General features: G+C 60.5%; 14 protein-coding genes. 10 read left to right on the top strand and 4 right to left on the bottom strand.

From position 1 onward, the window contains the following. Positions 1–127: 127 nt before the first annotated feature. The 3 genes from BMX59_RS20895 to BMX59_RS20905 all read right to left on the bottom strand — a co-directional run bounded on the left by BMX59_RS20895 (position 128) and on the right by BMX59_RS20905 (position 1909). Entirely contained in the window at positions 128–724 is a 597-nt protein-coding gene (locus BMX59_RS20895; protein ID WP_003212997.1) for a superoxide dismutase, read from the bottom strand. A gap of 178 nt (positions 725–902) precedes the next feature. Beyond that, positions 903–1502, bottom strand: a complete 600-nt coding sequence (locus BMX59_RS20900; protein ID WP_092246970.1) for a LysE/ArgO family amino acid transporter — start codon at positions 1500–1502, stop codon at positions 903–905. 5 nt (positions 1503–1507) lie between these two features. Then, complete coding sequence (locus tag BMX59_RS20905; RefSeq protein WP_093125320.1) at positions 1508–1909, bottom strand: ACT domain-containing protein; 402 nt, start codon at positions 1907–1909, stop codon at positions 1508–1510. 97 nt (positions 1910–2006) lie between these two features. On the opposite strand from BMX59_RS20905, the gene BMX59_RS20910 reads away from it, so the two are divergent. The 10 genes from BMX59_RS20910 to BMX59_RS20955 all read left to right on the top strand — a co-directional run bounded on the left by BMX59_RS20910 (position 2007) and on the right by BMX59_RS20955 (position 13047). Then, the gene (locus BMX59_RS20910; RefSeq protein WP_071489437.1) at positions 2007–2900 is read left to right on the top strand and encodes a LysR family transcriptional regulator ArgP; all 894 of its coding nucleotides are present in this window, start codon (positions 2007–2009) and stop codon (positions 2898–2900) included. A 52-nt stretch (positions 2901–2952) separates the two neighbouring features. After that, a complete protein-coding gene (locus BMX59_RS20915; protein ID WP_093125323.1) occupies positions 2953–3951 on the top strand; it encodes an NAD-dependent epimerase/dehydratase family protein in 999 nt (332 codons plus the stop codon). Positions 3952–4065: 114 nt separating this feature from the next. Next, complete coding sequence (locus BMX59_RS20920; protein WP_093125327.1) at positions 4066–4911, top strand: ATPase; 846 nt, start codon at positions 4066–4068, stop codon at positions 4909–4911. Positions 4912–5026: 115 nt separating this feature from the next. Beyond that, the gene (locus BMX59_RS20925) at positions 5027–6286 is read left to right on the top strand and encodes a D-mannose isomerase (protein ID WP_092246981.1); all 1260 of its coding nucleotides are present in this window, start codon (positions 5027–5029) and stop codon (positions 6284–6286) included. Between the two features lie 104 nt (positions 6287–6390). Next, on the top strand, positions 6391–7677 hold the full coding sequence (locus BMX59_RS20930) for an ABC transporter substrate-binding protein (RefSeq protein ID WP_093125330.1): 1287 nt from the start codon (positions 6391–6393) through the stop codon (positions 7675–7677). An 81-nt stretch (positions 7678–7758) separates the two neighbouring features. Further along, positions 7759–8667 carry a carbohydrate ABC transporter permease gene (locus BMX59_RS20935; protein WP_071489442.1) on the top strand — a complete coding sequence of 303 codons (909 nt, stop codon included), beginning with the start codon at positions 7759–7761 and terminating at the stop codon, positions 8665–8667. Then, positions 8660–9505, top strand: a complete 846-nt coding sequence (locus BMX59_RS20940; protein WP_071489443.1) for a carbohydrate ABC transporter permease — start codon at positions 8660–8662, stop codon at positions 9503–9505. The genes BMX59_RS20935 and BMX59_RS20940 overlap by 8 nt, the downstream gene beginning before the upstream one ends. A 2-nt stretch (positions 9506–9507) precedes the next feature. Then, the gene (locus BMX59_RS20945; protein WP_071489444.1) at positions 9508–10668 is read left to right on the top strand and encodes an ABC transporter ATP-binding protein; all 1161 of its coding nucleotides are present in this window, start codon (positions 9508–9510) and stop codon (positions 10666–10668) included. Between the two features lie 84 nt (positions 10669–10752). Next, the gene (locus BMX59_RS20950; protein ID WP_071489445.1) at positions 10753–12099 is read left to right on the top strand and encodes a carbohydrate porin; all 1347 of its coding nucleotides are present in this window, start codon (positions 10753–10755) and stop codon (positions 12097–12099) included. 102 nt (positions 12100–12201) lie between these two features. Next, positions 12202–13047: a D-hexose-6-phosphate mutarotase gene (locus BMX59_RS20955; RefSeq protein ID WP_071489446.1), complete on the top strand. Its 846-nt coding sequence runs from the start codon at positions 12202–12204 to the stop codon at positions 13045–13047. A 122-nt stretch (positions 13048–13169) separates the two neighbouring features. Here the strand turns inward: BMX59_RS20955 and BMX59_RS20960 are convergent, their stop codons facing one another. After that, positions 13170–14030, bottom strand: a complete 861-nt coding sequence (locus BMX59_RS20960; RefSeq protein ID WP_170856097.1) for a MurR/RpiR family transcriptional regulator — start codon at positions 14028–14030, stop codon at positions 13170–13172. Positions 14031–14195: the final 165 nt, after the last annotated feature.

A 14195-nucleotide genomic window follows, 5' to 3' on the forward strand; every position in this document is an offset into this window, starting at 1 on the left:
ACCTTGGATATAGCGCATAAGAAAAATGCCCGTATCTTGCGATACGGGCATTTTTTTAAACCGGGCGGCAGATTGCTAGGTTTTCACACAGCCTGATTCGCCGGGCTTTTTTTACTGCAAGCGTTGCTTAGGCAGTGAAGGTCTTGCCTTCGAACTGCTCAGCCACGAACTTCCAGTTGACCAGGTTCCAGAACGCTTCCACATACTTTGGACGCACGTTGCGGTAGTCGATGTAGTAGGCGTGTTCCCAGACGTCGCAGGTCAGCAGCGGGGTGTCGCCGCTGGTCAGCGGGTTGCCGGCGCCGATGGTGCTGGCCAGGGCCAGGGAACCGTCAGCCTTTTTCACCAGCCAGCCCCAACCGGAGCCGAAGGTGCCGACGGAGGTCTTGGTGAACTCTTCCTTGAACTTGTCGAACGAACCGAACGCAGCGTTGATGGCTTCAGCCAGCGCGCCGGTGGGTTGGCCGCCAGCGTTTGGCGCCAGGCAGTTCCAGTAGAAGGTGTGGTTCCAGACCTGGGCAGCGTTGTTGAAGATACCGCCCGAAGAGGATTTGACGATCTCTTCCAGGGTCTTGCCTTCGAACTCGGTGCCTGGCACCAGGTTGTTCAGGTTCACGACATAGGTGTTGTGGTGCTTGTCGTGGTGGTATTCCAAGGTTTCCTTGGAGATGTGCGGCTGCAGGGCATCGTGTGCGTAGGGCAGCGGCGGCAATTCGAAAGCCATGATAAATCTCCTAATCAGGTCAGTTGCGGTGAGCGCAAGGCCGATCACGGGCGGCCAAACAAGCGCCGGGGAGTTTGTACTCTTTGCGGCGCAGGGTCAGGATCATAGCACCGGGGTTGTGGCAAAACCACGCAACAACTGTGTGGGATAGAGGTTCCAGAGCGTTTTGGAATATTCCTCAGGCACTGATCAATTGATAGGCCACGCTGAACATCATCACCGCCACCAACAGGTCCAGCAGGCGCCAGGTGGCCGGGCGTGCCAGCCAGGGGGCCAGCCACGCCGCGCCGAGCGCCAGGGTTGCGAACCACAGCAGCGACGCACTGGCCGCGCCGGCGACGTAGGCGCCGGGTTCGGTTTGTTGGGCGCCGAGCGAGCCGATCAGCAACACGGTGTCCAGGTACACGTGAGGGTTGAGCAGGGTGACGGCCAGCGCGCTCAGCAGCACCGCGCGCAGCGAGCGCACCTGCAGGTTGCCGCCCTGGTCCAGGCTCTGTTTCGAACAGGCCCGGCGGAGTGCGCAGGCCCCGTACCAGATCAGGAAAGCCGCGCCGCCCCAGCGTGCGATCGCCAGCAGTATCGGGCTCTGCGCCAGCACTGTCGCCAGGCCGAACACCCCGGCGGCCACCAGCAGCGCATCGCACACCACACACAGCGCTGCCACGGGTAAATGATGTTCACGGCGCAGGCTTTGCGCCAAGACAAAGGCATTCTGGGTGCCGATGGCCATGATCAGGCCGAGGGCGACCAGCAAACCATTCAGGTAGCTTTGCCACATAGGGTCTACTCCGCGTTTGCCGCCAGTTGCTGCAACACCTGCATGGCACGCTGGGCATCGGCACGGCCGACGAACAGGTGGTCGTGGTAATAGCCGGCAATCACGTTGCAACTGATGCCGGCCTTGCCCAAGGCACTGGCGAAGGCGGCGGTCAGGCCCACGGCCTCCAGGGCCGAGTGCACATTCAAGGTGATCCACGCGGCGACGTAGTCGAAGGCCAGCCCAGCCTGTTCCGCTTGTTGGCGTTCGACGATCAGGGTCAGGCCTTCTTGTTCGCGGAAGCTGCCGATCACCTCGCAATCGGCAGGGATTCGCTGATCGGGCAGGGTGCAGAATATGTAGTCGCCGTCATTCAGATGAGGGCTCATGCTGCGCAGCAGGGTAGCCAGGGCGGTTTCGGCAGCCATGGAGGTTCCTTATAAAGAGAGAAGCGATGCTGGCTATTCTCATGGCGCAGGCTGTATAAGAAAAACCAATATTGCTGATCGCTCATTAGAGAAACTGATGTTCGACTATAAATTGCTTTCCGCTCTGGCGGCGGTGGTGGAGCAGGCGGGCTTCGAGCGCGCCGCCCAGGTGCTGGGGTTGTCGCAGTCGGCGATCTCCCAGCGCATCAAGTTGCTGGAGGCGCGTATCGGCCAGCCGGTACTGGTGCGGGCCACGCCGCCGACACCCACCGATATCGGCCGTCGCCTGCTCAACCATGTGCAACAGGTGCGCCTGCTGGAGCGCGACCTGCAAAGCCAGGTGCCGTCCCTGGATGAGGAAGGCATGCCCGAGCGCCTGCGTATCGCGTTGAACGCCGACAGCCTCGCCACCTGGTGGGCCGAGGCCGTCAGTGGTTTTTGCGCCGAACAGCATCTGCTGTTGGATCTGGTGGTGGAGGACCAGACCGTAGGCCTCAAGCGCATGCGCGCCGGTGAAGTGGCGGCCTGTATCTGCGCCAGCGAGCGCCCGGTGGCCGGGGCACGCAGCCTGCTGCTGGGGGCCATGCGTTATCGCGCGTTGGCCAGCCCGGCCTTTATTGCCCGGCACTTTCCCGACGGCGTGCGCGCCGACCAACTGGCACGCACCCCGGCATTGGTTTTTGGCCCGGATGATTTCCTGCAACACCGCTACCTGGCATCCCTCGGCGTGGATGGCGGCTTCGAACACCATTTATGCCCATCGTCCGAAGGCTTTATTCGCCTGACCGAAGCGGGCCTGGGTTGGGGGCTGGTGCCGGAATTGCAGGTGCGCGACCAACTGCAAAAGGGCCTGTTGGTCGAGTTATTGCCAGATAAGCCCATCGATGTGCCGTTGTACTGGCATCATTGGCGCAGTGGCGGGCAACTGCTGGGCTTGTTGACCGACCATCTGGCCCAGGCATGCGGGCAGTGGTTGGTGCCGTTGGAGTGATGGCGTGCGTCAAGGCAACAGCGATGAAAAACGAAAGCACACGGGGTAATACATGAAGATTCTGGTCACCGGCGCAAGCGGCTTCATCGGCGGGCGCTTTGCGCGTTTCGCCCTGGAGCAGGGCCTGGACGTGCGGGTCAACGGGCGACGTGCCGAAGGTGTGGAACACCTGGTCAGGCGCGGCGCCGAGTTTATCCAGGGTGATTTGAATGACGCCGACCTGGTGCGCGATCTCTGCCGCGATGTCGAAGCCGTGGTGCATTGCGCCGGCGCCGTCGGGCTGTGGGGCAAGTATCAGGACTTTCATCAGGGCAATGTGCTGGTCACCGAAAATGTCGTCGAGGCCTGCCTCAAGGAACGCGTGGGCCGGCTGGTGCACCTGTCGTCGCCGTCGATCTATTTCGATGGGCGCGATCACCTGGGGCTGACTGAGGAGCAAGTGCCCAAGCGCTTCAAGCACCCCTATGCCGCCACCAAGTACCTGGCCGAACAGAAGGTGTTCGGTGCCCAGGAGTTCGGCCTCGAAGTCGTGGCCCTGCGTCCGCGCTTCGTCACGGGCGCCGGTGACATGAGTATCTTCCCGCGCCTGCTGAAAATGCAGCGCAAGAATCGCCTGGCCATCGTCGGCGATGGTCTGAATAAGGTCGACTTCACCAGCGTGCACAACCTCAACGAAGCGCTGCTCAGCAGTTTGCTCGCCACGGGCTCGGCGCTGGGCAGGGCCTACAACATCAGCAACGGTGCGCCAGTGCCGGTGTGGGATGTGGTGAACTACGTGATGCGCCAAATGGAGTTGCCGCAGGTGACGCGGTATCGGTCCTACGGTTTGTCCTACAGCGTGGCAGCACTCAACGAAGCGTTTTGCGCGATGTGGCCCGGTCGTCCCGAGCCGGCGTTGTCGCGCCTGGGCATGCAAGTGATGAACAAAGATTTCACCCTCGACATCAGCCGCGCCAGGCATTATCTGGACTACGAGCCCAAGGTCAGCCTGTGGACCGCCCTCGACGAGTTTTGCAGTTGGTGGAAGGCCCAGGACCCTGGGTTGAAGTAAGAACACAACAGGCAACACTTCGGGAACCGAATTCGGCGTTCCGGGTCGATCAGGGCGTCGGGAACGCGGTTTATACTCCCGTCGCTCGCCACCTCACCGATTCAGGGTTGATACATGCGCAACGATGCTAAAGACGATTTCGACAACGTTCCCAGCCTGCGGGCGGATGTCGGGGATGACGATGACTTCGAACCTACCCCGGCCACCTCAGTGCGTTCGCGTAACACCAAGGTGGTCAAGGTCAAGAGCGCCAGCACCGGCCCGTTGTGGGCCTTGATCGGCGCGCTGCTGATCGCCTTTGCGGGCCTGGCCTGGTGGAGCTTCCAGCAGATCTCCCTGATGGGCCAGCAGTTGGTGGCCACCCAGGAGAGCTTTGCGCGCATCAGCGAAGAAGCGGCGGGGCGCCTGCAGGATATTTCCGGCAAGGTGGTGGCCAGCGAGGCCAGCGTCAACAACGGCAGCGAAGCGCTGAAACTGCAGATCAAGCAGCTTGAAAGCCAGTTGCTGGAGCAGGGTAAACAGCAGGTCGGCGTGGCCGGCCAGGCCACCGAGCTGGACAAGCGCCTGGCGCAAATGACCGCCAGCACCACCGACCTGTCCAACGCCAACAGCAAGCTGCAAGGCCAGGTCCAGGCGTTGACCGACGCCGTGGCGACCCTCAAGGCGGCGCAGGTTGACGCCGGCAAGCGCGATACCGAGATCAAGGAACTGGCCGCTGACGTGGCCGCCTTGAAGAAACAGGGCAACCCCAGCGCCGCCATCGCCCGGATCGAACAGGACCTCGTGGTGCTCAAGAGCGCCCAGGACAACGCGTCGGCCAACAGTGATGCGCCTACCAACAAAGAGTTCGACGTGTTCCGCATCCAGACCACGCGTAATATCACCACCTTGCAGAGCCAGGTGCAGAACCTCAACCAACAACTTAACGCGCCGGCGAGAGTTACCCCGCTCGGGCAATGAGGTCTCTTGTAGAAATGTCACCACTCGGTGACATTTCCCATCCCCTTCGTTACTTGCTCCCAGTGCGCCCTTGTTTAGACTCCGGTCATCCCACAAACAATAATAAGGGCCACCCATGACCACCCAACCACTGCCTGCCAGCAGTTGGCTGAACGCGCTTGCCCATCACGCCTGGCTCGCTGCCGAAGGCCAGCGCCTGCTGGCGTTTGCCAAGGCGTCTCGACTGCCCGATGGCTTTGGCAACCTGGACGACAAAGGCCGGCTGCCGGCCGATGCCCGCGCTGAAACCATGAACACCGCCCGCATGACTCACAGTTTCGCCATGGCCCACGCCATGGGGTTGCCTGGCTATGCCGAACTGATTGAACACGGGGTTGCCTCCCTCAACGGCCCGTTGCGCGACAGTGAGCATGGCGGCTGGTTCGCCGCACCCCACGCCGTCGACGGCAACCGTGGCAAGGCCGCGTACCTGCACGCCTTCGTGGCCCTGGCCGCCAGCTCTGCAGTGGTGGCGGGCGCTCCCGGCGCGCAACACTTGCTGAATGACGCCATCCATATCATCGACCAGTTCTTCTGGAGTGAAGAGGAGGGCGTGATGCTCGAGTCCTTTGCCCAGGACTGGAGCGGCGTCGAAGCCTATCGCGGCGCCAACAGCAACATGCACGCCACCGAAGCCTTCCTCGCCCTGGCCGATGTGACCGGCGATACACGTTGGTTGGACCGTGCGCTGCGGATCGTCGAGCGCGTGATCCATACCCATGCCGCCGGCAACCAGTTCATGGTGATCGAGCATTTCGATACAGGCTGGCAACCCTTGCTCGGTTACAACGAAGACAATCCCGCCGATGGCTTCCGCCCCTACGGCATTACCCCCGGCCATGGCTTCGAGTGGGCGCGGCTGGTGCTGCACCTTGAGGCCGCGCGTCTGCAAGCCGGGCTCGCCACACCCGAGTGGCTGGTGACCGACGCCAAAGGCCTGTTCGCCAGTGCCTGCGAGTACGCCTGGGCGGTGGATGGTGCCCCCGGCATCGTCTACACCCTTGACTGGAACCACCGCCCGGTGGTGCGCGAGCGCCTGCACTGGACTCACGCCGAAGCCAGCGCTGCTGCCCAGGCCCTGCTCAAACGCACCGGCGAATCGCATTACGAAACCTGGTACCGGCGCTTCTGGGAATTCTGCGAAACCCACTTCATCGACCGCATCAACGGCAGCTGGCATCACGAACTCAGCCCGCATAACCAACCCAGCAGCAAAATATGGGGCGGCAAGCCGGACCTGTACCATGCCTGGCAAGCGGTAGTGCTGCCTGCACTGCCCTTGGCACCCAGCATGGCCAGTGCCATCGGGGCTGGGCGCTATGTCACCAACTGGTGACATTTGTGCATCCCTTTGTTACCTGCGCCTCAAAAAACCCTGTTTAAACTCCGTGCAGCGCAAGCCTAAGACTTGCATGCATAACAACAAGAAAAGGTACTCAGATGAACGCGATTAATCGCCTCGCCGTCGCTATTTCCATTGCCTCGTTGTTTCCCCTCAGTGCATTTGCCGCCGACTCGAAAGGGACGGTTGAAGTTGTGCATTGGTGGACCTCGGGTGGTGAGAAGGCGGCTGTAGATGTCCTGAAGGCCCAAGTTGAAAAAGACGGCTTCACCTGGAAAGACGGTGCCGTCGCAGGTGGCGGTGGCGCCACGGCCATGACCGTGCTGAAAAGCCGCGCAGTCGCCGGCAACCCGCCAGGCGTTGCCCAGATCAAAGGCCCCGACATACAGGAATGGGCGTCCACCGGCCTGCTCGACACCGACGTGCTCAAGGACGTCGCCAAAGAAGAAAAGTGGGACTCCCTGCTCGACAAGAAAGTCTCCGATACCGTGAAGTACGACGGTAACTACGTTGCCGTACCGGTCAACATCCACCGCGTGAACTGGCTGTGGATCAACCCGGAAGTCTTCAAGAAAGCCGGTATCACCAAGAACCCGACCACCCTCGAAGAATTCTACGCCGCTGGCGACAAGCTGAAGAAAGCCGGCTTCATTCCGCTCGCCCATGGTGGCCAGCCTTGGCAGGACAGCACCGTGTTCGAGGCGGTGGTGCTTTCTGTTATGGGCGCCGATGGCTACAAGAAAGCCCTGGTCGACCTGGATAACGCTGCACTGACCGGCCCGGAAATGGTCAAGGCCCTGACCGAGCTGAAAAAAGTCGCGACCTACATGGACGTCGACGGCAAAGGCCAGGACTGGAACCTCGAAGCAGGCAAGGTCATCAACGGCAAGGCCGGCATGCAGATCATGGGTGACTGGGCCAAGTCCGAATGGACCGCCGCCAAGAAGGTCGCCGGCAAAGACTATGAGTGCGTAGCCTTCCCGGGCACCGACAAAGCCTTCACCTACAACATCGACTCCCTGGCGGTGTTCAAGCAGAAAGACAAAGGCACTGCGGCGGGTCAGCAGGACATTGCCAGAGTCGTGCTGGGTGAAAACTTCCAGAAAGTGTTCAGCATCAACAAGGGTTCGATCCCTGTGCGTAACGACATGCTGAACAAAATGGACTCGTACGGCTTCGACTCCTGCGCCCAGACCGCTGCCAAGGACTTCCTGGCAGACGCCAAGACCGGCGGCCTGCAGCCAAGCATGGCGCACAACATGGCCACGACCCTGGCGGTGCAAGGTGCATTCTTTGACGTTGTGACCAACTACATCAACGACCCGAAAGCCGACCCGGCCGACACCGCCAAGAAACTCGGCGCTGCGATCAAGTCCGCCAAGTAACGGTTGACCTTATGGGGGGGACTCCCTTGCCCCCCATAAGGCGTGTTCCTGTAGTCCTTTTTCCCTGTACTGGATTTTCCCATGAGTTCTGTTGCTGTGTTCAGCAAAGCCTCGCCGTTCGATGCACTGCAGCGCTGGCTACCCAAACTGGTGCTGGCGCCCAGCATGTTCATCGTGTTGGTGGGCTTCTACGGCTACATCCTGTGGACGTTTGTACTCTCGTTCACCAATTCCACGTTCCTGCCAAGCTACAAATGGGCGGGCCTTGCGCAATACGCGCGGTTGTTCGACAACGACCGCTGGTGGGTGGCGAGCAAGAACCTGGCGGTGTTTGGCGGGATGTTCATCGGCATCACCCTGGTTATCGGGGTGACCCTGGCGATCTTCCTCGACCAGAAAATCCGTCGTGAAGGCTTTATCCGCACCATTTACCTGTACCCGATGGCACTCTCGATGATCGTCACCGGTACGGCCTGGAAATGGCTGCTCAACCCGGGCATGGGCCTGGACAAACTCCTGCGTGACTGGGGCTGGGAAGGCTTCCGTCTCGACTGGCTGATCGACCCGGACCGCGTGGTCTACTGCCTGGTGATCGCCGCTGTATGGCAAGCCTCGGGCTTTATCATGGCGATGTTCCTCGCCGGCCTGCGTGGCGTCGATCAGTCGATTATCCGTGCCGCCCAGATCGACGGCGCGAGCCTGCCACGCATCTACTGGAGCGTGGTGCTGCCCAGCCTGCGTCCGGTGTTCTTCAGTGCGGTGATGATCCTGGCGCACATTGCGATCAAGAGCTTCGACCTGGTGGCGGCAATGACTGCCGGCGGCCCGGGCTACTCGTCCGACCTGCCTGCCATGTTCATGTACTCGTTCACCTTCAGCCGTGGCCAGATGGGCATGGGTTCGGCCAGTGCGATCCTGATGCTCGGTGCGATCCTGGCGATCATCGTGCCTTACCTCTACTCCGAGCTGAGGACCAAACGTCATGACTAGTCTCGCCTCCAAATCACCTGTCAGCCTGAGTCGCATCGCGATCTACGCGGTGCTGATCCTCGCCGTGCTGCTGTACCTGGTGCCGCTGGTGGTGATGCTGCTGACCAGCTTCAAAACCCCGGAAGACATCAGCACCGGCAACCTGCTGAGCTGGCCGACCGTGGTCTCCGGCATCGGCTGGGTCAAGGCCTGGGCCACTGTGGACGGTTACTTCTGGAACTCGATCAAGATCACCGTTCCGGCCGTACTGATCTCCACCGCCATCGGTGCGTTGAACGGCTATGTGCTGTCGTTCTGGCGCTTCAAAGGCTCGCAGTTGTTCTTCGGCTTGCTGCTGTTCGGTTGCTTCCTGCCGTTCCAGACCGTGCTGCTGCCGGCGTCGTTCACCCTCGGCAAGATGGGCCTGGCCAGCACCACCACCGGCCTGGTGTTTGTGCACGTGGTCTATGGCCTGGCGTTCACCACGCTGTTTTTCCGTAACTACTACGTGAGCATCCCGGACGCGCTGATCAAGGCGGCACGCCTGGACGGTGCGGGATTCTTCACCATCTTCCGTCAGATCATTCTGCCGATGTCGACCCCGATCATCATGGTCTGCCTGATCTGGCAGTTCACCCAGATCTGGAACGACTTCCTGTTCGGCGTGGTGTTCTCCAGTGGCGATTCCCAGCCCATCACGGTGGCGCTGAACAACCTGGTCAACACCAGCACCGGGGCCAAGGAATATAACGTGGATATGGCGGCGGCGATGATCGCCGGGCTGCCGACCCTGCTGGTCTATGTGATCGCAGGCAAGTATTTCGTGCGCGGCCTCACGGCCGGCGCGGTCAAGGGGTAATCATGGCTACGCTTGAACTTCGCAATGTAAACAAGACCTATGGCGCCGGCCTGCCCGACACCTTGAAGAACATCGAACTGTCGATCAAGGAAGGCGAGTTCCTGATCCTGGTCGGCCCTTCAGGGTGCGGCAAATCCACGCTGATGAACTGCATCGCCGGCCTAGAGACCATCACCGGCGGCGCGATCATGATCGGCGACCAGGACGTGAGCGGCATGAGCCCCAAGGACCGGGACATCGCCATGGTGTTCCAGTCCTACGCGCTGTACCCGACCATGAGCGTGCGCGAGAACATCGAGTTCGGCCTCAAGATCCGCAAGATGGCCCAGGCGGATATCGACGCCGAAGTGGCGCGGGTTGCAAAACTGCTGCAGATCGAACACCTGCTCAACCGCAAGCCGGGCCAGCTCTCCGGCGGCCAGCAACAGCGCGTGGCCATGGGCCGTGCCCTGGCGCGTCGGCCGAAGATCTACCTGTTTGACGAGCCGCTGTCCAACCTCGACGCCAAGCTGCGCGTCGAGATGCGTACCGAAATGAAGCTGATGCACCAGCGCCTCAAGACCACCACGGTCTACGTGACCCACGACCAGATCGAAGCGATGACCCTGGGCGACAAAGTGGCGGTGATGAAGGACGGCATCATCCAACAATTTGGCACGCCGAAAGAAATTTACAACGACCCGGCCAACCTGTTTGTGGCAAGCTTTATCGGTTCACCTCCCATGAACTTCGTTCCTATGCGCCTAAAACGCAAGGAAGGTCGTTTGGTCGCGCTGCTCGACAGCGGCCAGGCCCGTTGCGAATTGCCATTAGGCATGAACGACGCAGGTCTGGAGGACCGTGATGTGATTCTGGGCCTGCGCCCGGAGCAGATCGTGTTGGCGGCGGGTGAGGGCAACGGCTCGTCGAGCATTCGTGCTGAAGTCCAGGTCACCGAACCGACCGGTCCGGACACCTTGGTGTTCGTGCAGCTCAATGACACCAAGGTCTGCTGCCGTTTGGCGCCGGATGTGGCGCCCCAGGTCGGCGAGACCCTGACCCTGCAATTTGATCCGGCCAAGGTATTGCTGTTCGACGCCAACACTGGCGAACGCCTAGGCACTGCTTCTTCATTGCCCGCACAGGGGCATGCCGACAACGTGGCCCAATTCAAAGGCCGCTGAAGCAGCTAAGTTGTTGTTTCAAATAAAAAAGTAACCCGCGTTAGATAAAAACAGTTTAATAACAATAAAGACGAGGATGTAGGGATGAAAAAGCAACACAACAACACTCGGCTGATCTGCCAAATGTCAGCTGCAGCAGCCCTGGTTTTGTCCGCCAATGCGATGGCGGCCGATGCATTCAGTGCTGATTCGAAGTGGATGACCGGCGATTGGGGTGGTGAGCGTACCAAGCTGATCGAGCAAGGTATCGACATCAAGGCTGACTACGTTGGGGAGATGGGCTACAACGCCAAGGGCGGTTACAACCACGACAAGACCGGTCGCTACTCTGACCAGTTCGGTCTCGGCGTGGCACTCGACCTGCAAAAACTGTGGGGCTGGGATAACACCCAGGCCAAGATCCAGTTGACCAACCGTAATGGCCAGAACATCTCCAACGACCGCATCGGCGATCCGCGTGCCGGCACCTTGAGCTCGTCTCAAGAAGTGTACGGCCGTGGCCATATGGTGCGTCTGACCCAGTTCTGGATCCAGCACCAGATGTTCGATAACAAGTTGGACGTGAAGCTTGGTTACTTCGGCGAAGGCGAAGACTTCAACACCTTCCCGTGCGACTTCCAGAACCTGTCGTTCTGCGGTTCGCAAGTGGGTAACTACGTCAACACCTGGTACAACTGGCCGGTCAGTCAGGCCGCGATCCGTGTGAAGTACAACATCACGCCTGAGCTGTATGCGCAGATCGGCGCGTACAACCAGAACCCCTCGCAGCTCGAACACGGTAATGGCTTCAAGCTCAGCGGCAGCGGTACCAAGGGCACCGTGATCCCAGTGGAATTGGTCTGGTCGCCGAAGGTCAACAACCTGCCGGGCGAATACCGTGTGGGTTACTACAAGAGCGCGGCTGATGCCTCTGACGTCCGTGAAGACATCAACGGCAATGATGCTGCGACCACCCGCGCCGCCTACCGTACCCGCAGCAGCAAGAAAGGCTACTGGTTCGTTGCTCAACAGCAACTCACCACCCATAACGGCGATGCCTCCCGCGGCCTGAACATCGCGGCCAACGCCACCTTCCACGATAAGGAAACCAACCTGGTCGACAACTATCAGTCGCTCATGCTGGTGTACAAAGGCCCATTCGACGCGCGTCCGAAAGATGACGTCGGCATTGGTGTCGCGCGCCTGCACGTCAACGATGACGTGAAGAAAAACTCTGAACTGCTCAACGCCGCCAATGGTGTGAGCGACTATGACAATCCTCTCTACACGCCGATCCGTGAGACCGAGTACAACGTTGAACTCAACTACGGCTTCCACGTCACCAACTGGCTGACCGTGCGTCCTAACCTGCAATACGTTGTCCAGCCTGGCGGCGTGGACAAAGTCGACAACGCGTTGGTGGCGGGCCTGAAAATTCAGTCTACGTTCTAACGCTGTTGCGATAAGCTCCTTCTCTCTGTGCGCATTTTGCGGGTAGCCATGGCTACCCGCTTTTTTTGGGTCGCACTGTGAAGACAATCAGGACCGTGGCACATGCATGAGCAACCGCTGCAACGCTTTTTCAAATCCCTGCGCGAGCGTCCGGTGTTCGCCTGGGAGCGTTTTCAGATGCGTGATGTGTTGGTGATCGATCATCCGCTGTGCCAGGCGGTGTTCAGTCGCCAGGGCGCGCAATTGCTGCACTTTCAGCCTACCGGCCAGAAACCGTGGTTGTGGTGTGCCGCCAAGTGGCCGCAAGTCGGCGCCATCCGTGGAGGCGTGCCGGTGTGCTGGCCGTGGTATGGCCGTCACCCGAGTGAAAATGCCTGGCCATCCCATGGCTGGGCGCGCTTGATCGACTGGAAATTGCTCGACAGCAGCACTGACGACGACGGTGTGCGCCTGCACTGGCAATTGCAGCTGTGCGACTGGCAGGTCGACCTGCACGCGCACCTGGGCGAAACCTTGGAGCTGCGCCTGAGCACCGAGCATCAGGATGAGTTGCCGTGCCAACTGAGCCATGCATTGCACGCTTACTGGCGTATTGGTCATGTTGATGAGATAGCGCTGTCTGGGCTCGACGGTGCGCAAGGTTACGACCAGCTCAACCGCCAGGTCTGCCAGCAGGAGGGTGAGTTGCGGGTAGAAGGCGGTTGCCAGCGGGTGTTCCAGCACGAAGGCGAATTGCAACTCAAGGACCACGCCTGGCAGCGCGAACTATGCATCGACACCGGCGACAGCGCCGACACGGTGGTGTGGCATCCGGGCAGCCGGCCGCTGTTGGGCGTGAGCTTCAACGAGGCGTCGGGGTTTGTGTGCGTGGAGTCGGCGATGGCCGGGGCGAGCCTGGCGCCGGGGGAGAGGGCGCATTTGAGTTTGCAGGCCAGGGCTGGGGTTTAGCGGGGTGGTTGATGGCCTCATCGGGGGCAAGCCCCCTCCCACACTTTGCTCTGTGAATACAGTCAAAATGTGGGAGGGGGCTTGCCCCCGATAAGGCCAGTACAGCCAACACAAAGGCAGGCCTAGTTGAACTCATCCCCCACCGGATACCGGCTGTCATTCAAACTCTCTTTGATCTTGCGCAAATGCGGCTGGAAATCCACCCCGCGACGCAAGGTCATGCCGGTGGCCAATACGTCCAGCACCGTCAACTGGATGATCCGCGAGGTCATCGGCATGTAGATGTCGGTGTCTTCGGGCAGTGGAATGTTCAGGCTCACCGTACTGGCCTTGGCCAGCGGCGAGTTTTCGGCGGTCACGCCCAACACTGAAGCGCCGTTTCCACGGGCGATGCGCGCCACTTCCACCAGTTCACGGGTACGCCCGGTGTAGGAAATGATCACGAACAACTCGCCGGTGTGTGCCACCGAGGCGATCATGCGCTGCATCAGCACGTCGGCATGGGCGGTGACCGCCAGGTTGAAGCGGAAGAACTTGTGCAGCGCATCCATCGCCACCGGTGCCGAAGCGCCCAGGCCGAAGAAGTGGATCTGCCGCGCCTGGATCAACAGGTCCACGGCCTTGCTGATCAGGGCCGGGTCCAGGGCCTGGCAGGCGCTGTCGAGCGACGCGATGGCGCTGCCAAAGATCTTCTGGGTGTAGGCCTCGGGGTTATCATCGGCTTCCACTGCGCGGCTGACATACGCCGCGCCGCTGGCCAGGCTTTGCGCCAGCTGCAATTTCAGTTCAGGGTAACCGCTCACGCCGAACGAACGGCAGAAACGGTTGACCGTCGGTTCACTGACCGAGGCGGCCTGGGCAAGGGCGGCGATGGAGAAGCGGGTCGCCTGCTGCGGGTTGAGCAGGATGACCTCGGCAACTTTTTTCTCGGCCTTGTTCAATTCTTCGAGGCGGTTCTGGATCTGTTCCAGAAGATTTCGCACGCGGTCCATTCAGTCTTTCCTTCGGGCGACGATGCAAATTAGGGTGGCAACCAATCGACGAGTGGCCTTTTGCGGTGGCCTATCCTACTGAGGGTAGCTGAACACCACCACTCGGAATGCGTATTTTGGGAAAATGTTGTGGTTATTACTACATTTTTCCTTGAG

This window comes from Pseudomonas sp. NFR09 (assembly GCF_900111535.1).
Taxonomy (GTDB): Bacteria; Pseudomonadota; Gammaproteobacteria; order Pseudomonadales; family Pseudomonadaceae; genus Aquipseudomonas; species Aquipseudomonas extremorientalis.